We start from the raw sequence: 20309 nt of genomic DNA, 5'->3' as shown, positions 1-20309 counted from the left end.
CTAACAGGGGTTTCCGAGCCGCTCCCACACCCGCGGCAGTAGGCTCTGAGCCGTGAACGACGTGCTCGGCTGGCTGCTCGACCTGGTGCAGAGCGTCGACCCCGTCACGCGCACGATCCTCGCCGGGGTCGGCATCATGCTCGAGACCTCGGTCCTGGTCGGCCTCGTCATCCCGGGCGACACGGTCGTCATCGTCGCCAGCACCGCTGTCGTCGGACCGGTCCAGTGGATCTCGATGATCCTCGTCGTCATCACCGGCGCGCTCATCGGCGAGTCCGTCGGGTTCGCGCTCGGCCGCTGGTTCGGCCCGCGCATCCGTGCCAGCAGACTCGGCCGCCGCATCGGCGAGCGGCACTGGGCCCGGGCCGAGCGCTATCTCGACCGGCGGGGTGGCATCGCGGTCTTCATCTCGCGGTTCCTCCCGGTCCTCCACTCACTGATCCCCCTCACGGTCGGCATGAGCACGATGAGCTACCGACGCTTCATCTCCTGGACGGTGCCCGCCTGCGTCATCTGGTCCTCGGCCTACGTCTCCGTCGGAGCACTGGCCGCGGGCAGCTACCGCGAGCTGTCGGACCGCCTCCACTGGGCGGGCTACGTCTTCGTCGGCATCATCGTCGTCTTCGCCGTCGTGGTCCTCGTCGTGAAGCGACTCCTCCAGCGGAGCGAGGAGCGACACATGCTCGCCCAGGAGGACGCGACACGACCCGACGACGCCTCGACGCCCGAGTAGCAGACCACCGTCATCGCCGCGAGACGGCGGGCCGGACGCACCGGCATGACAGACTGAACGGGTGAAGGCATCCGACGATCGTCCAACGGCCTCCTCCGACGCCGCCGAGCAGATCCGGCACTTCGCCGCACGGATGGAGGACGCCGTCCAGCTGCGCCGCCAGCGTCGTGCGAGGCGGCACGGACGTGAAGCGGCGATCATCCCCTTCACCGGCTACGGATCGACGTCGTGGATCCGTGTCCTGGCCAGGGTCGTCCTGGCGGAACCCGGCAAGACCACCGTCCAACCGCAGCAGAAGGTGCGCGGCTGGAAGAGCTTCTTCGCGCTGAGCATCGCCGACCCGACGGTCGAGGTGGAAGTCGACGGACAGCGTCACACGGTCACGGGCGACCGAGGCGGCGTGGTCGACGCGGTGGTCCAGGTGTCACTCACCCCCGGCTGGCACACCCTCCGACTGAGCTCGGAGGGCAGCGACCCCGTCGAAGCGCCGGTCTTCATCGTCGCCGACGACATCGAGTTCGGCATCGTGTCCGACATCGACGACACGGTGATGGTGACGGCGCTCCCCCGCCCGCTCGTCGCGGCCTGGAACACCTTCGTCCTCGACGAGCACGCCAGGACACCGGTGCCCGGCATGGCGGTCTTCCTCGAGCGCACGGCGCGCGAGCACCCCGGTTCGCCGATCATCTACCTCTCCACCGGCGCCTGGAACGTCGCGCCGACGCTCACCCGGTTCCTCTCCCGCAACCTCTACCCCGCCGGAGCCCTCCTCCTCACCGACTGGGGCCCCACGCACGACCGGTTCTTCCGCAGTGGTCGCGAGCACAAGCGCAACAACCTCGACCGGTTCGCCGAGGACTTCCCGCGTCTGCGGTGGCTCCTCGTCGGCGACGACGGACAGCACGACGAAGCCCTCTACCGGAGCTTCGAGGAACGCCACCCCGACCGCGTCGCCGCCGTGGCGATCCGTCAGCTCTCCCCCGGTGAGGCGGTCCTCGCCGGGGGGCGCTCGAAGGTCGGCGCCCAGCACGAGGGCGCCCCCTGGGTCTACGCGGGGAACGGCGCGGAACTGCTCGACCAGCTCCACGACAAGCTCTGACGGCACGGATGTCCGTCGTCCCCGTCCTGCGCATCAGATCGCGGCTGCCCCTGCTCCAGGTGCTGAAGACGGCGCTGGCCGCCGTCGCGTCCTGGATCGTCGCGATCACGATCATCCCGGGCCAGCTCCCGGTCTTCGCCGCCATCGCGGCGATCCTCGTGGTGCAGCCGAGCGTCAACCAGTCGTTCGGGAAGGCGCTCGAGCGCAGCCTCGGGGTCATCACCGGCGTCATCCTCGCGACGGCCATCGGGATCGTCTTCGGACACTCCGCCTGGATCGTGCTCCTGGCCATCGTCATCTCCATCCTGCTCGGATGGATCCTCCGCCTCGGGCCCGGATCCGCCAACCAGATCCCGATCAGCGCGATGCTGGTGCTGTCGATCGGCGCTGCGACCCCGGACTACGCGGTCGCGCGGATCGTCGAGACCGTGCTCGGTGCGGGTATCGGACTCCTCGTCAACGTCGTCCTCGTCGCACCGGTCCTCCTCGCTCCTGCGAAGGCGGCGGTGACCACCCTCGCGCTCGCGTGCGCCGACACCCTGGACCATCTCGCCACATCACTCTCGCGTGCGAACTCGGACGCGGAGCTGGTGGCGCTGCTCCAGCAGGCTCGGGCGTTGAAGCCCCTGCGAGACCGGGCGATCGCCGCGGTGAAGGAAGGCGATGACAGCCTGCTGCTCAACCCTCGCCGATCGAGGCACCGAGACGAACTCGACCGTCAGCGCATGCTGCTGCGTCGACTGGAGCCGGTGGTCACGAGGACCCTCGGCATGGCGCGCTCGGTGCACGACCACGACGACCCGACCCTGCACGAGGAGCCGACGGTGGCGGACATCGCCGTCGAACTCGCACGGGCGGCCCACGACCTCAGGCTGCTGGTGAACGATCGTGCCGCGTCCGACGAGCCGCCGACCGAGACCGCGGAGATCCCGGCCCTGACGGCTCCCCTCGTGATCGCCCGCCCGCACCCCCAGCACTGGATCCTCATCGGATCGCTCATGGAGGACCTCCGTCGCGTGCGCGACGAGATCGTCGGCGAGCCGACCTGAGTCGGCCGAATACACGAAGGGCCGGTGGAGCGATGCTCCACCGGCCCTTCGACGTCCTGGGACTACGCCTGGTGCGCGGCCTGCAGTTCGATGGTGATCGTGACGTCGTTGCCGAGCAGGACGCCGCCGGTCTCGAGCGCCGCGTTGTAGGTGAGGCCGAAGTCCTCGCGGTTGATCTTGGTCGTCGCCGTGGCGCCGAACTTGTAGTTGCCGTACGGGTCGGTCGCGAAGCCGCCGAACTCGACGGTGAAGGTGACGGGCTTGGTCACGCCCTTGATCGTGAGGTCGCCGTCCACGAGGAAGTCGTCGCCCTTGGCGCGGGCGCCGGTCGAGACGAAGTCGATCGTCGGGTAGGTCTCGGCGTCGAAGAAGTCGCCGGTGCGGAGGTGACCGTCGCGGTCGGCCTGGTTCGTGTTGATCGATGCGACCTCGGCGGACGCGGTGATCTTCGTCTCGAGGGGGTTCTCCGGCGTGACGAACGTCGCGTTGAAGCGCTCGAACTTGCCCTTGACCTTCGAGACCATGATGTGGCGAATGCTGAAGCCGACCTCGCTGTGCGTGGCGTCGACCTCCCAGGTGCCAACCTTGTAGCCGGGAATCGTCAGGGTGTCGGTCATGCGGTACTCCTTGCGTCGATGTGCGGCGCGCTCGCGCCACGTTCTATTCAAACGCACGGACCTGGGAGCTATTCCCGCATCACCGAGAAATTCTCTTCACCGACATCAGCGCGACATCGGCCGGAGCGACGGCAGGCCGAGCCGGACGCGCAGCAGTCGGTGCGCCGCATCGGCGACCGTCGACTCCGGAATCCTCCCGGACCTGACCGCGGCGGCGATGTCGGCCACGAGCACGGCCGGATCGACACCGGTCGACGACGGGTCCGCCCCGAGGACGTAGAGCAGCATCGTGCTGCCGGCGGCCACGGCGCGGATCGCGTTCTCCGATGGGTTCTGGTACTCCGGCAGACCCGTGTGCTGCAGCATGAGCATGTCGTCGGTGATCGTGACACCGGTGAAGCCGAGGTCGTTCCGGAGGCGATCGTGCCACGCAGCCGACAGCGTCGCCGGTGCGGCGTCGACCGCCGAGTAGACCAGATGGCCGAACATCACGACCTCGGCCCCGGCGTCGATACCGGCGACGAACGGCAGGGCGTCGGTCGCAGCCCAGTCCGCGGCACCGATGGCCGTCGTCGGTACCGTCGAGTGCGAGTCCCCCGGCGCCTGTCCGTGGCCGGGGAAGTGCTTGAGCGTGCTGAGCACAGCACCTCGCTCACCGCGGACGGCCGCGGCCACCCGCTCCGCCGAGGCGTCCGGCGTCGTCCCGAGGGCGCGGTCGTAGATGAAGGAGCTCGGATCGGCGGTCTCGTCAGCGACGATGCCGAAGTTCACGGTGCAGCCGGCACCGGCGAGCATCACAGCGCGTTGGCGGAACGCCTCCTCGCTCGCAGCTGGCGGTTGCGACTTCAGGGTGTCGGCAGCGGCGAAGACGTCCTCGTCGATGCGCCGGACATCGCCGCCCTCCTGGTCGATGCCGATGAGCAGCGGCATGGTCGGGTCGGGGCTGAGGGCGCTCGTCACCGCGGGCAGCCCCGCGAGGTCCGGCACGTTGTCGCCCATGATGATGAACCCGCCCGGCCGATACCGCTCGACGAACGCCCGGAGCGTGCCCGGGTCGGTGCCTGGAGCGTGGAGCATCAGCATGGATGCGATCCGCTGCTCGAGGGTCATCGCGGCGAGTTCGGCGGCCGCACGCTGGTCGGCGACAGCCGGAGTCGTGCTCGTGGGACGGCTCGACGGCTTCGGGGATCCGGGCCCCGTGCACCCGGACAGGCCGAGGACGGCACTCGCCGCCATCGAGGCGCCGACTGCGAGAAACCCTCGTCGTCCCAGCTGCACCGGCCCACTCTAGGCTCGGATCTTCCACGCAGGCTGGGCGTCGCTCCCGGTGTGGCAGGAGTGACGAATGTGACATCGGCGGCTACACTTGCGTGGGTGACCGCCAGGATGGACGCATGCGCAAGCCGCTGACAGCCCTCTCGCCCCGCTCGAGGGGCGTCTCGCGAGCCGCCGCCCTCGGAGCCGCGCTCGTCATCGCGGTGTCGGTCGCAAGCCCGGCGGCCGCCGTGACCCCCACCTCGTTCCGGACCGCCGACTACCCGAGCTGGGACGACGTCCAGGCGGCCAAGGCGAACGAATCGACCGCCCAGGCCGAAGCCGACCGGATCGTGTCCCTCCTCGACGGACTGCGCGACGAGTCCGCCCGGCTCGGCGACGAAGCCGTCCGCCAGGGCGCGGCCGCGGGTGAGGCCAAGGCGGCGTTCGACGCGCAGGCCGCCGTCGCGGACACGATCAGTGCGCAGGCGACGGCCGCAGCATCGGCAGCGGCATCGAGCAAGCGTCAGGCCGGCGCGGTCATCGCCCAGATGACGCGCACCGGCGGCGTCGATCCGACACTCTCCCTCGTCCTCTCCGGCGCGGCCGACGACGACCTCCTGTCCAAGCTCAGCGCGATCAGCAAGCTGAGCGAGACCTCGGCTCAAGACCTCGCGTCCGCGACCGCCGCGAGCAACACGGCGACCGCGCTCGCCGAGCAGGCGACGGCGGCCGAGACCGAACGTCAGCGACTCTCGGAGGCGGCGGATGCCAGCTACGAGACGGCGCAGTCCGCGAGCGACGCCGCCGATGCGGCGGTCGCCGAACAGCAGGCCAACCGCGACCGGCTGTATCAGCAGCTCGCCGTCCTCAAGAACACCACCGCGGCGGTCGAACAGGCCTACGCGCAGAGCCAGGAGGCGATCGCCGCGGAGGAGCAGCGACGCAACGAGGCGACCGGTGGCGAGGGCTCCACGAGCGCTCCTCCGCCGGACCTCGCGGCCGACCCGGCCGGAGCCAAGGCATACGCCCAGTCCGCGATCGGCGCCTACGGCTGGGGCAGCGGAGAATTCCAGTGCCTGCTGCAGCTCTGGACACGGGAGTCGAGTTGGCGCGTCAACGCCTACAACGAGTCCAGCGGCGCCTACGGCATCCCGCAGTCCTTGCCCGGGAGCAAGATGGCCAGCTCCGGCGACGACTGGCGCACCAACGCGGCGACGCAGATCAACTGGGGCCTGAACTACATCGACAGCCGATACGGCTCCCCCTGCGGCGCGTGGGCGCACTCGGAAGCGACCAACTGGTACTGACGCCCCGTCTCAACCGACCTGGGCCGCGCCGAGATTCGTCCCGGCCACTGCCAACACCACGGTGACGAGCAGGGCAGCCCCGATGATCAGTCGGAACAGCAGACGGTCCGGCGCTCGGGTTCCGACGAGCACGAGCCCCCACACGACGAGCGCGAGGACGCCGACCGTACCCAGCACCCCGACGATCGGCGGTGCGATGGGCCTGCCGACGAAGATCCCGCTCTGTCCGAGGACGGCGACCACACCTGAGACGCCAAGGGCGACGAAGGCCGTCCAGCCGGCGGTCCGCGCGCCGAGCCGGTGCGGCAGGCCGCGGACGCCGGTCCGCAGGTCGTCCTCGAGATCGGGCAGTGCGTTCGTGAAGTGGATCGCCACACCGAACAGCCCACCGACGGCGAGCGTCCACGCGGCCGGCACGATCGGTGGGACCGCAGCGAAGGTGACCACGGCGGGCAATGCGCCGAACCCCACGATGAACGGGACGACCGACCAGGCCGTCGCCTTGAGACCCAGGTTGTAGGCCCATCCGCAGACGAGGAAGAGCAGGTGCGAGGCCGCCGACGCCCAGCCGAGTGATGCCGAGAGCGGAATGCTCGCCGCACCGGCCAGCAGTGCCGCCGCCCGGACGGTCGAGACGCTGAGGTCACCGCGTGCGATCGGTTTGTCCTGTCGTCCCGAGCGACGATCCCGCCTGGCGTCGAGCCAGTCGTTGGACCAGCCGATCGAGAGTTGCCCGACGAACACCACCACGCCGAGCAGTGCCGTCCGGAGGGGTGGCAGGCCGACGGTCGATCCGAGTACGACGGCGAGAACGGTCACCGCGACGGTCGGCCCGGGATGCGAGGACGCGAACAGACGACGGACCATGGAGAACACCGCCTCAGCTTAGGGTGACACCCGGGCCGCGGCGGTACACTGCAGCATGACCGTCTCCGTGAGGGCGATCGGCGTGGCCGTTCCTCAGACCATCCTTCATCAAGACGAGATCAGGGATGTGTTCCGCGACCAACCCGGGCGGACCCGGCTCGCCCAGCGTCTCATCGGCGCCGCCTTCGACGCGTCCGCCATCGACACCAGGCACACCGTCATCGACGCCTTCGACCACGAGGTCGAGACGACCACGGCCGCCTTCTACGACGCGGCGCAGCGGCAGGTGCTCTCCCCGCCCACCGGCGTGCGGAACGACGCCTACATCGAGCACGCTCCCCCGCTGCTCCTCGAGGCCGCACGGCGGGCATTGGACGCCGCCCCCGGTCTGTCGGCGGCGGACGTCACCCACGTCGTGACCGCGTCCTGCACCGGGTTCTTCGCGCCCGGCCCGGAATACCTCCTCGTGCGCGACCTCGGGCTGGACCCGGGCACGGAGCGCTACCACCTGGGGTTCCAGGGGTGCTTCGCCGCGTTCCCCGCCCTTCGCGCCGCAGAGGCGTTCTGCACAGCCGACCCCGACGCCGTCGTCCTCGTGGTCTGCATCGAGCTCTGCTCCATCCACCTCCGTTCCTCCGACGACCCCGACGTGATCCTCGGTTCCTCGGTGTTCGCCGACGGTGCCGCGGCTGCCGTCGTGACCGGTCGGGACACCGGTTCGTCCGCGCCCGTGCTCGAGTTCGACGGCTGGTCCACCGCGCTCGTGCCGGACGGCGAGACGGAGATGGCCTGGACGATCGGCGATCACGGGTTCGAGATGGTCCTGAGCGGCGCGGTGCCCAAGCTGATCGGCGAGCACCTCGAGATCGCCCTCCGCCCACTCCTCGCCGCAGCCGATGACGCCCCGGTCTCGTCGATCGACCGCTGGGCGATCCATCCCGGTGGCCGGAGCATCCTCGACCGGGTCCAGCGCGGGTTCGGGCTCGACGACGAACTGCTGGCTCCGTCACGCACGGTGCTCCGCGAGTACGGCAACATGTCGAGCGCGACCGTGCTCTTCATCCTCCAGAGCCTGCTCGACGGCGCGCCGGCCGACGCCGATGAACGGGTGTGCGCCCTCGCCTTCGGTCCGGGACTGACGATCGAGAGCGCGCTGCTCCGGCTCCGGGCCGGCCGGGCCTGATGCTGCCCGACCTCGGCCGCCGTGCGACGGATCTCCTCGAACTGATGGACGACCCCGACTGCGATCCCGCGCTGCTGGACGCCACCTACGCCAGGTTCGCGACGGTGAACCGGCTCGTCTCGGGCTGGCGTGGTCTGTACCGGTCGCGCATCCGTCCACTCCTCCACCCGTCCCGGACCACGACGATCCTCGACATCGGCTTCGGTGGTGGCGATGTCGCCGTGGCCATCGCCGACTGGGCGCAGGCCGACCACCTCCCCGTGCAGGTGGTGGGGATCGATCCCGACGAGCGGTCCGTGGCCTTCGCCCGTCGCCGGTACCCCGATGGCCCCGTCGCCTTCCGTCCGGCGCACAGCAGCGACCTCGTCGCCGGTGGCGAGGAGGCCGACATCGTCCTGTCCAACCACGTGCTCCACCACCTCGATCCCGCGGGCCTGTCGAGCCTGCTCGCCGACAGTTCACGGATCGCCAGACGACTCGTCCTGCACAGCGACCTCGAGCGCGACCGACTCGCGTACGCGGTCTACGGGCTCGCCACCCGTGCAGGACGAAGGCGTTCCTTCCTGCACGTCGACGGCCTCCGCTCGATCCGTCGCAGCTATCGCCAGGACGAGCTGCAGCGCGTCGTGCCCGACGACTGGAACGTCGAGCGAAGCTTCCCCATGCGACTCCTGCTCTCGCAGACCGTCCCGTCGGCAGCGGACGGCCCCCGATGACCGAGGTGCTCGTCATCGGTGGCGGACCGGTCGGCCTCGTGTCGGCGATCCTCCTCGCTCAGGCCGGCGTCGACGTGACCGTCTGGGAACGACGGTCGGACCCACCCTCCGGCACCCGGGCGATCGGGATCCACCCGCCGTCGCTCGACCTGTTCGAGCGACTCGGCGTCCTCGACGAGATCCGCCGCGACGCGGTCCGGATCGACCAGGGCGAAGCCTGGAACGCCGGACGACGCCTCGGGGCGGTCGTGTTCCGTGATCGGCCCGTCCCGCACCCCTACGTCGCCGCGCTCGAGCAATGGCGGACCGAACGGTTCCTCCGTGCTCGACTCGAAGCCGTCGCGCCGGGATCGCTCCGGACGGGGACGAGCTGTACGCGGTTGATGCCGGCCGAGGACGGCGTCCTCGTGTCCGGCAGTGACGCCGGTGGAACGGTGAGCACCCGCGCAGCCGTCGTGGTCGTCGCAGCAGGAGGACGCGCCACCGTCGACGGGATGCAGGCTCCAGGCCCCGCGCACCGATACCGGGACCGGTACCTCATGGGCGACGTCGCGGATCGGAGTGGGGCCGGTTCCATCGCCAGGGTGCACCTGCACCACCGAGGGGTCGTCGAGTCCTTCCCGCTCCCCCATGGCACGCGACGATACGTCGTGCACACCGGGTACTCGGTCGATCAGGACGCCGCCCGCCCGGAACCCACCGCGTCCGACCTCGCGTCCCTCGTCGCCGAACGCACTGGCGACGACGTGGATCCGGCGACGAACACCATGCTCAGCGCGTTCGGCGTGCTTCGTCGACGACGGAAGCGCGTCGTCGACGGTCGGGTCGTCTATCTGGGCGACGCCGCCCACGAGATCAGCCCGATCGGCGGGCAGGGCATGAACCTGGGCTGGTCCGACGCACGGGTCTTCGCGCCATTGATCGCCCGCATGACCACCGGGCATCTCTCGACACAGCACGACGTGGCCGCGGCCGTCTCCCGCCAACAGCGCGCGATCCGTCGGGCCTCATGGCAGGCGGAGCTCAACATGCGCTTGGGACGTCCGTTGCCGAGCCCGCTCGTCGGAGTGCGGGACCTTGCGCTGCGAACCGCACTCAACGGCCCCGCGATGCCGATCCTCGCCGACGCCTACACGATGCGCTGGCTGCGCTGACGCCGTCCGAGGCCGTGCGTCTCAGTGACCGACGTGCACGCCCGCCGAAGCCTGGTCCGTCCGCCGGATGAGGAACGACGCACCGATCGCGAGCAGCGAGAGCACGGCGCCGCACATGAACGCAGCCTGCACGCCGGCTGCCGTCGCGTCGACCGCGGAACTCCCGACCGCCGCACGAGCCGCCGCGGTGGTCGACATCATCGTGATGAACAACGCCGTCCCCGCCGCACCGGCGAGCTGCTGGACCGTGCCGACGATGGCGCTGCCGTGCGGGTAGAGCTCGGGCCGCAGTGAACCGAGCGCCGAGGTGAGGAGCGGTGTGAACATGAACGCGAGGCCGGCGCTCAGCAGCACGTGCACGGCGATGATCATGACGATGGCGCTGTCGACGCCGAGCATCGTCAGCAGCCAGAGCGCAGCACTCACGGCGAAGGCCCCGGGGATCACCAGCGGACGCGGACCGAACCGGTCGAACAGCGACCCGACCAGCGGCGCGAGAGCGGCCATCGTCAGGCCGCCCGGCAGCAGCATGAGGCCCGTGGTCAACGTGTCGACCTGGAGGACGGTCTGCAAGTAGATCGGCAGGATGATCAGGGAACCGAACAACGCCATCATGACGATCGCGACCAGGATGATCGAAACCGAGAACGAGCGGTTCGCGAAGGTGCGGAGGTCCATGAACGCCCGGTCGTCGCGCGCGAGGGCACGCTGGCGGAGGACGAAGCCCAGCAGGGCGAGGACACCGACCGTGAGCGGGATCCAGACGGGCATGAGCGCGTGTCCCTCGGCGGACTCGCCGATGCTGCTGAGACCGAAGATGAGGCCACCGAACGCGAAGGCGGAGAGGACGAGCGACAGCACGTCGAAGCGGACCCGACGCGGCTCCGTCACGTTCCGCACGAGGACTGCGCCGAGGACCAGCGAGGCGACGGCGATGGGGAGGACGATCCAGAACATCCAGCGCCAGTCGAGCACGCTGAGGATGAGCCCGGAGACGGTCGGCCCGACGGCCGGCGCGACCGAGATGACGATCGAGATCGCACCCATCGTCCGGCCGCGCGCCGAGACCGGCACGACGTTGAGCACGGTCGTCATGAGCAACGGCATCATGATGGCGGTACCGCTGGCCTGGACGACACGACCGAGCAGGAGCGTGCCGAAACCCGGGGACAGCGCGGCGATGAGCGTGCCGAGGCTGAACAGCACCATCGCGGTGATGAACATCGTCCGGAGGGAGAACCGCTCCAGGAGGAACCCGGTCGCGGGGATCACGACGGCCATGGTGAGCATGAAGCCGGTGGTCAGCCACTGCGCGGAACTCGCCGTGATGTCGAGGTCCTCCATGAGCCGCGGCAGGGCGACGCTCATGATCGTCTCGTTGAGGATGACGACGAACGCCGACACGAGGAGCAGCCCGATCAGGAGCTTGGACCCAGGTGGAAGACGGTCGTCCGAGGGCTTCCCGGTCGTCGGGACGGAACCGGTCGGATTCGGCACGGTTTCAGTCGTCATAGCGGTGTCATCCTTCTCAGGCCTCGGCCGTCGCACGGGCAGACGCCTGCCCTCTCGAAAGACAAGCGCCGTGTCGCCGCGGGTATTCCCATGCGTGTCGACCGGTTACGCGCAGGGCGAAGACCCGTTCCGGACGGACGGTTCCGGTGCCAGCATGAGGACATGACAGTTCCCACCATCACCCTGAACGACGGTCACACCATCCCTCAGCTCGGCTTCGGCGTCTTCCTCGTCGACCCGCAGGAGGCTGAGCGCATCGTCTCGGACGCGCTCGAGGTCGGCTACCGCCACATCGACACCGCCGCCATCTACAAGAACGAGGAGGGCGTCGGCGCCGCCATCGCGAAGTCCGGCATCCCCCGCGACGAACTCTTCATCACCACGAAGCTCTGGAACGACCGTCATCAGAAGGCGTCCGCTCACGCCGCCATCGACGAGAGTCTCGACAAGCTCGGGCTCGACCACGTCGACCTGTACCTGACCCACTGGCCGACCCCGGCCAAGGACGACTACCTCGAGGCATGGCTTGCCCTCGAGGAGATCAAGGCGGCCGGCAAGGCGCGTTCGATCGGCGTGTCGAACCATCAGGTCGGGCACCTCGAGAAGCTGATCGCGGGTTCCGCGACGGTCCCTGCGGTCAACCAGATCGAACTCCACCCGGCGTTCGCCCAGCGGGAGCTGCGCGCCTTCGGTGCCGAGCACGGCATCCACATCGAGTCCTGGGGCCCGCTCGGTCAGGGCAAGTACGACCTCTTCGGCGAGCAGGCCGTCTCCGCTGCAGCCGAGGCACACGGCGTCACGCCGGCGCAGGTCGTCATCCGGTGGCACCTGCAGAACGGGCTCATCGTCTTCCCGAAGTCGAACTCGCGCGAGCGCATCGCGCAGAACTTCGACGTCTTCGGCTTCGAGCTGTCCGCCGACGAGATCGCGTCCATCGACGCCCTCGACTCGGGCAAGCGCGTCGGCAGCCACCCCGACGAGGTGAACTGACCTCAGGGCACCAACGCAGAAGTCCCCGTCAGCTGTTCGGCTGACGGGGACTTCTCGGTGTTCGGGTGGATCTGAGGGGACTCGAACCCCTGACCCCCTGCATGCCATGCAGGTGCGCTACCAGCTGCGCCACAGACCCGTATTCAACTTGCTCGCCCCTGCTGATTCAGCGGAAGCAACTTGAATAGGTTACTACATCTTGAGAGCGGTTGTGACCACTTTCGGTGCTCGGCACCGACGGGATGGTCAGTTCGCGGGCTGCGGGGCGGACGAGACCAGCGGAATCACCGGGCAGTCCTTCCACAGACGCTCCAGCGAGTAGTACATCCGCTCCTCCTCGTGGAAGACGTGGACGACGACCTCGCCGAAGTCGAGCAGGATCCACCGCCCCTCGGACTTGCCTTCGCGTCGCAGCGTCTTCACGCCGCTCGCGTTCAGGCGGTCTTCGACCTCGCCGGCGATGGCGACGACGTTGCGCTCACTCCGACCGGTGACGAGGAGGAAGGCGTCGACGAACGGCAACGGACCGGAGACGTCGAGCGCGACGAGGTCCTCGCCGCCCTTGGACTCGGCTGCGGTCGCTGCGAGCTGGACGGCGTCCAGTGTGGTGTCGGACAGGGTCATGTGGTGTACTCCTCTGGCGATCGCATGGTGCGCGATCGGATGGATGCCGGCAGGGCTAGAACGCTCCGCCGAAGAAACCGATGATGAGCACCGCGATCACGCCGGCGGCGAGCACCGCGGCGGCGATCGCGAGCGTCATCAGCAGCTTGTTGCTCTGGTTGGTGGTGGCCGGGACGACGTCGCGGGTGGAACCGTGGCTACTGACCGCGCGGCTGGCCGCGACCGGGGACGCTGCGGTGACCGAGGCCGGCAGTTCGTCGCCCTCGATGAGTCGGTCGATCCCTGCACCGTCGAAATGGTTCGGGTCTTGACCGGCGGAACCCAGTCCGCGGGGCAGATCGATGGTTCCGGTGATGAGGATCTCGCCGGTGGAGTTGGAGGTGGCGCCCGCCTCAGCCTGCGCCGGTGCGACGGGGATGATGAGCGAGCTCGTGGTGATCTGCCCCGTGCTCGTCATACCGCTTCCGAGGAGGTCTTCGAACGCGACCTCGTTGTCGGCCTGCGAAGCCTTCTCGGCTTCGAGTGCCGCCACGAGCATGGAGTCGCGCCCGAACCCCTTCGACAGGGTCGACGCGGGGTCCTCGGAGATGTCGTCGCGGTCCGAGACGTCGAAGAGCGAACCGGTGGCCACCGGTGTCGCGGCGGCGGGGGTCACGGGAGGCGTCGGCACCTCGGCGGACCGGGCCTTGGTTGCACGCTCGTCGGCGGCGGCCCGCTCAGCGGCCTTCCGTTCAGCCGCCTTGCGTTCTTCGGCCTTGCGTTCTGCGGCCTGCTGTTCTTCGGCCTTGCGCTCGGCGGCCTTGCGCTGCTCGGCCTGCTTGGTGGCCGCGGCTTCGCGACGTTCCTGCTCAGCTGCGGCGGCAGCCTTGGCGTCCGCTTCCTGCTGCGCGAGCTTCGCGGCCTGCTGACGGGCCGCCTTGTTCTGCTTCTGGGGTGGAGCGACCACCTGGTCTGGCGTCCGCGGCGGCAGGGCGACCGAAGGGACCGGCTGCTCGACCGGAGGAGCGACCGGCGCTGCCGGGGAGCCCACCTGCTCGATCGATCCGGTGCGCTCGAGTTCTCGCAACTGACGGCGCGTGAGTCCACCGGTCGGGGCCGGAGCAGGTGCACCGGATGCCTGAGTGCTCGACGACGGCGCGGGTGACGTGGACGCAGGTGCTGGAGCGCTGTCGTCGCGCGACGTGGCCTGCTCGGGGATCGCTCCCCCGGCGACGGGTTCGGATGTCGACGCGCGTCGTGTCCGTGGTGCAGCAGCGTCCGGCGTCGCTTCGTCAGCGGACGTCGACGGCTGCTGGCTCGCTCGAGCCTGTCGCCTGGTCAGGGGCGCATCCTCTGGCAACGCGGTCATGTGGCTTCACTCCGATACAGGTGGTGCTTGGTGATGTACTGCACGACACCGTCGGGAACCAGATACCAGACCGGAAAGCCTTTGCTCACCCGGCTCCGGCAATCCGTCGACGATATCGCTAGGGCCGGAACTTCCAACAAGCTTACGTCGTGCTGTGGTAATCCGGAAACGTTCAAATCGTGTCCCGGTCTACTCACAGCGACGAAGTGAGCGAGGTCCCAGACCTCTCTGACGTCTTTCCAACTGAGGATCTGGGCGATCGCGTCGGCACCAGTGATGAAGAACAGCTCGGCATCGGGACGCTTCCGGCGCAGATCGCGCAGCGTGTCGATCGTGTACGTCGGTCCAGCTCGATCGATGTCGACCCGGCTGACGGTGAAGCGGGGGTTCGCTGCGGTCGCGATCACGGTCATGAGGTAGCGGTGCTCGCTGTCACTCACGCCCGACTTCCGGTACGGCATTCCGGTCGGGACGAAGACGACCTCATCGAGATCGAAGTGCTGCGCGACCTCCGAGGCGGCGACGAGGTGCCCGTGGTGGATCGGGTCGAACGTCCCGCCCATGACCCCGATCCGAGGACGACGGGTCGTCGTCTCGGTGACGGGCGCGCTCACGCCGGACAGCCTAGTGGCCGTGCTCGCCGTGAGCGGAGGCCGACTCGCCCTTGTCGGCATGGCGGTTGGCGACGTCGCGGTAGCTGAAGGTCACGGCGCCGAGGATGGCGAACAGCACGAGGGCGACCGCGCCGAACACCCAGGTCGGTGCGGCGAGTTCGACGGCGTGCTCCGACTCGGCCAGGACGGTGGCAGCCAATACGGACGCGGCAATCGACATGATCTCTCCTTCTGTGCGACGCCTCGTGACGCCCGTACCAGTCTAGCGACTACCGACGGGTGTGGCCCGAACCACGCACGAGCCACTTCGTACTCGTCAGTTCCGGCAGCCCCATCGGTCCGCGGGCATGGAGCTTCTGCGTCGAGATCCCGACCTCGGCACCGAATCCGAACTCGGCGCCGTCGGTGAAGCGGGTCGAGGCGTTGACCATGACGACGGCCGAATCGACCTCGGCGAGGAACCGGTCGGCGTTCATCACGTCGTTCGTGATGATCGCGTCGGTGTGTCCGGTGGAGTATCGGTCGATGTGCTCGAGCGCGGCGTCGAGGTCGTCGACCACGCGCACCGAGAGCTCGAGCGACATGTGCTCGGTGGACCAGTCCTCCTCCACTGCGGGCACGACGTCGGCGAAGACCTCGCTGGCACGTTCGTCCGCGTGGATGAGCACCCCGTGCTCGCGCAGGTCGCCGAGCACGGCGGGGAGCACGCGGGCGGCCGCATCACGGTGGATGAGGATCGTCTCGAGCGCATTGCAGACTGATGGGCGCTGCACCTTGGCGTTGCGGACGATGTCGACGGCCCAGTCGAGTTCGGCAGTCTCGTCGAGGAACACGTGGACGACGCCGGCTCCGGTCTCGATTACCGGGACCGTCGACTCCCGGACGACCGTCTCGATGAGTGACGCGCTCCCCCGCGGGATGAGGACGTCGATCAGGCCTCTGGCGTTCATGAGCTGCTTCGCACCATCGCGACCGAACTCGTCGATGGTCTGTACCGCGTCCCCGGGGAGACCGACGGACTCGAGTGCCGATCGCAGCAGCCCCACGAGGACCGCGTTCGAGCGTTCCGCCGCCGACCCGCCGCGGAGCACCACGGCGTTGCCGCTCTTGATCGCGAGGGCGGCGATGTCGACCGTGACGTTCGGCCGCGCCTCGTAGATCGCGCCGACCACGCCGAACGGGACACGGACCTGCTCGAGCTTCACCCCGTCCGGAGTGTTGCTCCCGCGGACCACCTGGCCGACCGGGTCGACGATCGCGATGACGTCGCGGACCGCCACCGCGAGCCCCTCGATGCGGCCCCGATCGAGGCGGAGACGGTCTTGCAGGCCGACACTGATGCCCTGCTCGCGTCCTGCGACGAGGTCGCGGTCGTTGGCGGCGATGATCGCATCCGCGCCCTCGACGATCGCGACGGCGATAGCCTCGAGGGCTCGGTTCTTCTGCGCGGTGGTCGCCTGGGCGAGGACCCGGGAGGCGCGCTTCGCAGCGGTGAGACGATCCGCGAGTGGCAGCACGGTGGTGGTTTGCGACGACATGCGTCGATTCTACTCAGCGGCGTCTGGTGGACGCTCTCCGCGTCACGCCGGTTGGAACCAGGTGCCGAGGTGCTCACCGCGGAGGGCGGACGCGACGTTCGTCGTCGACGTCACGAGGACGGAGGTCCCCGCCTCGGCGGCCAACCGGGCGGCCGACACCTTCGTGCCCGCTCCCCCGGTGCCGACGCCCGCAGAGCCGATATCGCCGAAGGTGACGCCCGAGAGGGTGTCTCCGAACGGGACCTCCTCGATGCGCTCGGCACCCGCTTCGTGCGGAGGGCGGGTGTACAGCGCGTCGACGTCACTCAGGAGGACGAGGACGTCGGCCGCCACGAGGACCGACACGAGGGCGGCCAGGCGGTCGTTGTCGCCGAACCGGATCTCGTGCGTCGCGACGGTGTCGTTCTCGTTCACGATCGGCAGGATGCGCAACCCGAGGAGGCGTTCCATCGCCCGCTGGGCATTGCTCCGGTGACTGGGGTTCTCGAGGTCGCCGGCGGTGAGCAGCACCTGGCCCGCGACGATGCCGAACCGGTCGAGGCTGTCCTGGTACCGGTAGATCAACACGTTCTGCCCGACGGCGGCAGCCGCCTGCTGGGTCGCCAGGTCGCTCGGACGGGCGTCGAGGCGGAGGTAGGGCATCCCGGTCGCGATGGCGCCCGAGGACACGAGGATGACCTCGGTGCCTCGGGCGTGCGCCTCGGCGAGAGCCTCGACCAGCGCGGTGATCTGCCCGGCGTTGTCGCCACTGATCGAGGAGGACCCGACCTTCACGACGATGCGTCGCGCCGAAGGGATGCCGCTGCGCTGGTGGATGGTCACCGGTCGTCGTCCTCCGTCGTGACACCCTCATCCTGCTGTGCGTCGGCCGGCACGGAGCCGACCTCGAAGCCCTCGTCGTCGTTCCAGAGACCGGCCGCACGTTCGCGGAGCAGCTCGGCACGGGCCTCGGCCTTGGCGTCCATGCGCTCGAAGTACTCGTCGCGACGCTGGTTGCGCGTCGGGCGGTGGCTCGCGTCGAGACGCGGGTCCGTTCCGCGCGGCTGCGTCAGCAGTTCCGCGGTGCTCGTGAGTGTGGGCTCCCAGTCGAAGACCACACCGCCACCCGCGCCGATCATCACGGTCGCACCGGCGACGGCACCGGCCTTGAAGAGCGCCTCTTCGACGCCGAGCTTCGCCAGGCGGTCCGCGAGGAACCCGACGGCCTCCTCATTGTTGAAGTCCGTCTGCTGCACCCAGCGTTCCGGCTTCGCGCCGAGGATGCGGTAGAGGTTGCCGTACGTGCCACCCTCGACCGTGACGGTGAACTTGGAGTCGTCGACCGGCTTCGGGCGGAGCACGATCCGGGGCTTGGCGGCCTCGAGGGCTGCGCGGGCGCGGCTCTCCTCGACGAGCTCGCTCAACGCGAACGAGAGCTGTCGGAGGCCTTCGCGCGAGACCGTCGAGATCTCGAAGACCTTGTAGCCGCGTGCCTCGAGGTCGGGACGCAGGAACTCGGCGAGCTCCCTCGCCTCCGGGACGTCGATCTTGTTGAGGGCGATGAGCTGCGGGCGCTCGACCAGCGGCGTCTGCCCCTCCGGCACCGGGTAGGCGGCGAGCTCGGCCAGGATGATGTCGAGGTCGCTGATCGGGTCGCGTCCCGGTTCGAGCGTCGCGCAGTCCAGCACGTGCAGGAGCGCGGAGCAGCGCTCGACGTGACGCAGGAACTCGAGGCCGAGGCCCTTGCCCTCACTGGCGCCCTCGATGAGCCCGGGGACGTCCGCCATGGTGTAACGGACCTCGCCGGCCTCGACGACGCCGAGGTTCGGGTGCAGGGTGGTGAACGGGTAGTCCGCGATCTTGGGCTTCGCCGCGGACATCGCCGCGATGAGGCTGGACTTGCCGGCGGAGGGGTACCCGACGAGCGCGACGTCGGCGACGGTCTTCAGCTCGAGGAGGACGTCGCCTTCCCAGCCGGGCGTGCCGAGCAGCGCGAACCCGGGGGCCTTGCGCTTGGTCGAGGAGAGTGCCGCATTCCCGAGGCCGCCCTGGCCTCCGGGGGCGACGACGAACTCCATGCCGGGCTCGACGAAGTCGACGAGTTCGACGCCGTCGACGTCCTTGACGACCGTCCCGACGGGGACCGGCAGGATGAGCGTCTCGCCCTGGAACCCGTTGCGGTGGTCGCCCATGCCGAAGCCGCCGGTGTCGGAGCTCCGGTGCGGAGACCGGTGGTACCCGAGCAGCGTCGTGATCTGAGGATCGGACACGAGCACGATGTCACCACCGTGTCCGCCGTTGCCGCCATCGGGGCCGGCCAGCGGCTTGAACTTCTCGCGCTTCACGGAGACGCAGCCGTTGCCGCCGCCGCCCGCTCGCAGGTGCAGTGTGACCCGGTCGACGAATGTGACCATGGACGCTCAGCCCCTCTCTGGATCATGGAACTCGGTTGTACGACAGCAGGGGGCGGGCCGAAGCCCGCCCCCTGCTGGAAAGACGTTGTTGCTACTCTGCAGCAGCGACGATGTTGACGACCTTGCGGCCGCCCTTGTTGCCGAACTGCACGGAGCCGGCCTCGAGGGCGAACAGCGTGTCGTCGCCGCCACGACCGACGTTGGCGCCGGGGTGGAAGTGCGTGCCGCGCTGACGGACGAGGATCTCGCCCGCGAGGACGACCTGGCCGCCGAAGCGCTTCACACCGAGACGCTGTGCGTTGGAGTCACGACCGTTGCGAGTGGAACTCGCACCCTTCTTGTGTGCCATCTCTTCTTCTCCTCGATGCCTTACTTGATGCCGGTGATCTTGACGCGCGTGAGCTCCTGACGGTGCCCCTGACGCTTCTTGTAACCGGTCTTGTTCTTGAACTTCTGGATGATGATCTTCGGACCGCGGAGGTTCTCGAGCACCTCGGCCGTCACCGTGATCTTCGCGAGCGACTTCGCGTCGGAGATGATCTTCTCACCGTCGACGTGGAGCACCGCGGGAAGCTCGATGTTGCCATCCTTGTCGGCCTTGACCCGGTCCATCGTGACGATGGTTCCGATCTCGACCTTCTCCTGCCGTCCTCCGGCGCGCACAACTGCGTAAACCACTACGTACCCGTTCTTTGGGGAGCGAAACGCTCCGACTGACTGTTGCTGGAAGTTACTGCTCGGAAAGGCTCGAACACGTGGGACACCTTGATGGCAGAAAACCGTTGGGCGTGGCATTGAAAACTCAATGCACACCAACGGTCGAGTTTACTTCATCGTGCAGTCCAGGTCAAACCAGTGGGCACAGAACCTCGAGACCGAGGCTGTTCCTCACGGCTCCCACACCGGACGCACTCGACAAGTGTACCCCGGGGGCCCCTGAACGCCGGCCGGGTGCCCGGCGCGTCCGACCACGGACGGGAATCGCGCAAGAGGCTCGATGGTTGGATGGAGGCATGACGGTGCTCATCGATCCCCCGCTGTGGCCGGCGCACGGCACGCTCTGGTCCCACGTGGTGAGCGACAGCTCCCTGGAGGAGTTGCACGCCTTCGCCGGACGCACCGGGCTCCCGCCGCGATCGTTCGACCTCGACCACTACGACGTCCCCGCTGAGCGCCATGCCTCGCTCGTGGCGGCCGGCGCCGTCCCGGTGACCGGCGGCGACCTCGTCCGTCGACTCATCGCCAGCGGCTTGCGCATCACCGCACGCGAACGGCGCGCCTCCCGAGGAGACGCGCCGTCCTGATACG

At 69.0% G+C, this 20309-nt stretch carries 22 protein-coding genes and 1 tRNA gene; 9 read left to right on the top strand and 14 right to left on the bottom strand.

Translation table 11 applies throughout. From position 1 onward, the window contains the following. The first annotated feature begins 52 nt into the window (after positions 1-52). The 3 genes from B9Y95_RS04085 to B9Y95_RS04075 all read left to right on the top strand — a co-directional run bounded on the left by B9Y95_RS04085 (position 53) and on the right by B9Y95_RS04075 (position 2881). The gene (locus B9Y95_RS04085) at positions 53-733 is read left to right on the top strand and encodes a DedA family protein (protein ID WP_085510707.1); all 681 of its coding nucleotides are present in this window, start codon (positions 53-55) and stop codon (positions 731-733) included. A gap of 133 nt (positions 734-866) precedes the next feature. Then, the gene (locus B9Y95_RS04080; protein ID WP_085511052.1) at positions 867-1832 is read left to right on the top strand and encodes an App1 family protein; all 966 of its coding nucleotides are present in this window, start codon (positions 867-869) and stop codon (positions 1830-1832) included. A gap of 8 nt (positions 1833-1840) precedes the next feature. Continuing rightward, a complete protein-coding gene (locus tag B9Y95_RS04075) occupies positions 1841-2881 on the top strand; it encodes an FUSC family protein (protein ID WP_085510706.1) in 1041 nt (346 codons plus the stop codon). A gap of 62 nt (positions 2882-2943) precedes the next feature. On the opposite strand, the gene B9Y95_RS04070 is transcribed toward B9Y95_RS04075, so the two are convergent. Beyond that, positions 2944-3498: a YceI family protein gene (locus tag B9Y95_RS04070; protein ID WP_079705738.1), complete on the bottom strand. Its 555-nt coding sequence runs from the start codon at positions 3496-3498 to the stop codon at positions 2944-2946. A gap of 105 nt (positions 3499-3603) precedes the next feature. Then, on the bottom strand, positions 3604-4776 hold the full coding sequence (locus B9Y95_RS04065) for a glycoside hydrolase family 3 N-terminal domain-containing protein (RefSeq protein WP_085510705.1): 1173 nt from the start codon (positions 4774-4776) through the stop codon (positions 3604-3606). A 116-nt stretch (positions 4777-4892) separates the two neighbouring features. Between B9Y95_RS04065 and B9Y95_RS04060 the strand changes: the two genes are divergently transcribed. Further along, complete coding sequence (locus tag B9Y95_RS04060) at positions 4893-6062, top strand: aggregation-promoting factor C-terminal-like domain-containing protein (protein ID WP_085510704.1); 1170 nt, start codon at positions 4893-4895, stop codon at positions 6060-6062. Positions 6063-6071: 9 nt separating this feature from the next. On the opposite strand, the gene B9Y95_RS04055 is transcribed toward B9Y95_RS04060, so the two are convergent. Continuing rightward, entirely contained in the window at positions 6072-6929 is an 858-nt protein-coding gene (locus tag B9Y95_RS04055) for a UbiA family prenyltransferase (protein ID WP_085511051.1), read from the bottom strand. 55 nt (positions 6930-6984) lie between these two features. On the opposite strand from B9Y95_RS04055, the gene B9Y95_RS04050 reads away from it, so the two are divergent. From B9Y95_RS04050 to B9Y95_RS04040, 3 genes are read left to right on the top strand one after another with little or no spacing between them, the layout of a single operon-like run. Then, positions 6985-8112, top strand: a complete 1128-nt coding sequence (locus tag B9Y95_RS04050; protein ID WP_085510703.1) for a type III polyketide synthase — start codon at positions 6985-6987, stop codon at positions 8110-8112. Beyond that, positions 8112-8828, top strand: a complete 717-nt coding sequence (locus B9Y95_RS04045; RefSeq protein ID WP_085510702.1) for a class I SAM-dependent methyltransferase — start codon at positions 8112-8114, stop codon at positions 8826-8828. The genes B9Y95_RS04050 and B9Y95_RS04045 overlap by 1 nt, the downstream gene beginning before the upstream one ends. Next, on the top strand, positions 8825-9982 hold the full coding sequence (locus B9Y95_RS04040) for an FAD-dependent oxidoreductase (protein WP_085510701.1): 1158 nt from the start codon (positions 8825-8827) through the stop codon (positions 9980-9982). Before B9Y95_RS04045 ends, B9Y95_RS04040 begins: the two co-directional genes overlap by 4 nt. 21 nt (positions 9983-10003) lie before the next feature. On the opposite strand, the gene B9Y95_RS04035 is transcribed toward B9Y95_RS04040, so the two are convergent. After that, positions 10004-11494 (bottom strand): DHA2 family efflux MFS transporter permease subunit, encoded by a 1491-nt coding sequence (locus B9Y95_RS04035; protein WP_085510700.1) that lies wholly within the window; start codon positions 11492-11494, stop codon positions 10004-10006. A gap of 162 nt (positions 11495-11656) precedes the next feature. On the opposite strand from B9Y95_RS04035, the gene B9Y95_RS04030 reads away from it, so the two are divergent. Continuing rightward, a complete protein-coding gene (locus B9Y95_RS04030) occupies positions 11657-12484 on the top strand; it encodes an aldo/keto reductase (protein ID WP_085510699.1) in 828 nt (275 codons plus the stop codon). A gap of 66 nt (positions 12485-12550) precedes the next feature. Here the strand turns inward: B9Y95_RS04030 and B9Y95_RS04025 are convergent. The 10 genes from B9Y95_RS04025 to rplU all read right to left on the bottom strand — a co-directional run bounded on the left by B9Y95_RS04025 (position 12551) and on the right by rplU (position 19679). After that, positions 12551-12623 (bottom strand) — tRNA-Ala (locus B9Y95_RS04025). Between the two features lie 107 nt (positions 12624-12730). Continuing rightward, complete coding sequence (gene rsfS / locus B9Y95_RS04020; protein WP_079002329.1) at positions 12731-13108, bottom strand: ribosome silencing factor; 378 nt, start codon at positions 13106-13108, stop codon at positions 12731-12733. A 55-nt stretch (positions 13109-13163) separates the two neighbouring features. Further along, positions 13164-14456, bottom strand: a complete 1293-nt coding sequence (locus B9Y95_RS04015; RefSeq protein ID WP_143736320.1) for a hypothetical protein — start codon at positions 14454-14456, stop codon at positions 13164-13166. Continuing rightward, entirely contained in the window at positions 14453-15130 is a 678-nt protein-coding gene (gene nadD, locus B9Y95_RS04010; RefSeq protein ID WP_085510697.1) for a nicotinate-nucleotide adenylyltransferase, read from the bottom strand. Before nadD ends, B9Y95_RS04015 begins: the two co-directional genes overlap by 4 nt. Further along, complete coding sequence (locus B9Y95_RS04005) at positions 15081-15290, bottom strand: hypothetical protein (protein ID WP_085510696.1); 210 nt, start codon at positions 15288-15290, stop codon at positions 15081-15083. Before B9Y95_RS04005 ends, nadD begins: the two co-directional genes overlap by 50 nt. Positions 15291-15339: 49 nt before the next feature. Then, positions 15340-16608: a glutamate-5-semialdehyde dehydrogenase gene (locus B9Y95_RS04000; protein WP_085510695.1), complete on the bottom strand. Its 1269-nt coding sequence runs from the start codon at positions 16606-16608 to the stop codon at positions 15340-15342. A gap of 42 nt (positions 16609-16650) precedes the next feature. Further along, positions 16651-17430 (bottom strand): glutamate 5-kinase, encoded by a 780-nt coding sequence (gene proB, locus B9Y95_RS03995; protein ID WP_079002325.1) that lies wholly within the window; start codon positions 17428-17430, stop codon positions 16651-16653. Beyond that, on the bottom strand, positions 17427-19001 hold the full coding sequence (gene obgE, locus B9Y95_RS03990; RefSeq protein WP_079705726.1) for a GTPase ObgE: 1575 nt from the start codon (positions 18999-19001) through the stop codon (positions 17427-17429). The genes proB and obgE overlap by 4 nt, the downstream gene beginning before the upstream one ends. 91 nt (positions 19002-19092) lie before the next feature. Next, a complete protein-coding gene (gene rpmA / locus B9Y95_RS03985; RefSeq protein ID WP_056006626.1) occupies positions 19093-19350 on the bottom strand; it encodes a 50S ribosomal protein L27 in 258 nt (85 codons plus the stop codon). Between the two features lie 20 nt (positions 19351-19370). Beyond that, entirely contained in the window at positions 19371-19679 is a 309-nt protein-coding gene (gene rplU / locus B9Y95_RS03980) for a 50S ribosomal protein L21 (protein ID WP_079002324.1), read from the bottom strand. Positions 19680-20014: 335 nt separating this feature from the next. On the opposite strand from rplU, the gene B9Y95_RS03975 reads away from it, so the two are divergent. Next, entirely contained in the window at positions 20015-20305 is a 291-nt protein-coding gene (locus B9Y95_RS03975) for a DUF4031 domain-containing protein (protein WP_085510694.1), read from the top strand. Positions 20306-20309 lie beyond the last annotated feature (4 nt).

The organism is Plantibacter flavus, assembly GCF_900177615.1.
Lineage (GTDB): Bacteria > Actinomycetota > Actinomycetes > Actinomycetales > Microbacteriaceae > Plantibacter > Plantibacter flavus.
This window is presented reverse-complemented; position numbering and strand designations above follow the sequence as displayed.

Coding starts and splice junctions, on each gene's coding strand:
- B9Y95_RS04080 (WP_085511052.1), top strand. CDS start 867: ATGGAGGACGCCGTCCAGCTGCGCCGCCAGCGTCGTGCGAGGCGGCAC.
- obgE (WP_079705726.1), bottom strand. CDS start 19,001: ATGGTCACATTCGTCGACCGGGTCACACTGCACCTGCGAGCGGGCGGC.
- rpmA (WP_056006626.1), bottom strand. CDS start 19,350: ATGGCACACAAGAAGGGTGCGAGTTCCACTCGCAACGGTCGTGACTCC.
- B9Y95_RS04070 (WP_079705738.1), bottom strand. CDS start 3,498: ATGACCGACACCCTGACGATTCCCGGCTACAAGGTTGGCACCTGGGAG.
- B9Y95_RS04030 (WP_085510699.1), top strand. CDS start 11,657: ATGACAGTTCCCACCATCACCCTGAACGACGGTCACACCATCCCTCAG.
- B9Y95_RS04055 (WP_085511051.1), bottom strand. CDS start 6,929: ATGGTCCGTCGTCTGTTCGCGTCCTCGCATCCCGGGCCGACCGTCGCG.
- B9Y95_RS04040 (WP_085510701.1), top strand. CDS start 8,825: ATGACCGAGGTGCTCGTCATCGGTGGCGGACCGGTCGGCCTCGTGTCG.
- B9Y95_RS04000 (WP_085510695.1), bottom strand. CDS start 16,608: ATGTCGTCGCAAACCACCACCGTGCTGCCACTCGCGGATCGTCTCACC.
- B9Y95_RS04075 (WP_085510706.1), top strand. CDS start 1,841: ATGTCCGTCGTCCCCGTCCTGCGCATCAGATCGCGGCTGCCCCTGCTC.
- nadD (WP_085510697.1), bottom strand. CDS start 15,130: ATGCCGACAAGGGCGAGTCGGCCTCCGCTCACGGCGAGCACGGCCACT.
- B9Y95_RS03975 (WP_085510694.1), top strand. CDS start 20,015: ATGACGGTGCTCATCGATCCCCCGCTGTGGCCGGCGCACGGCACGCTC.
- B9Y95_RS04035 (WP_085510700.1), bottom strand. CDS start 11,494: ATGACGACTGAAACCGTGCCGAATCCGACCGGTTCCGTCCCGACGACC.
- B9Y95_RS04015 (WP_143736320.1), bottom strand. CDS start 14,456: ATGACCGCGTTGCCAGAGGATGCGCCCCTGACCAGGCGACAGGCTCGA.
- rsfS (WP_079002329.1), bottom strand. CDS start 13,108: ATGACCCTGTCCGACACCACACTGGACGCCGTCCAGCTCGCAGCGACC.
- B9Y95_RS04050 (WP_085510703.1), top strand. CDS start 6,985: ATGACCGTCTCCGTGAGGGCGATCGGCGTGGCCGTTCCTCAGACCATC.
- B9Y95_RS04005 (WP_085510696.1), bottom strand. CDS start 15,290: ATGTCGATTGCCGCGTCCGTATTGGCTGCCACCGTCCTGGCCGAGTCG.
- B9Y95_RS04060 (WP_085510704.1), top strand. CDS start 4,893: ATGCGCAAGCCGCTGACAGCCCTCTCGCCCCGCTCGAGGGGCGTCTCG.
- B9Y95_RS04045 (WP_085510702.1), top strand. CDS start 8,112: ATGCTGCCCGACCTCGGCCGCCGTGCGACGGATCTCCTCGAACTGATG.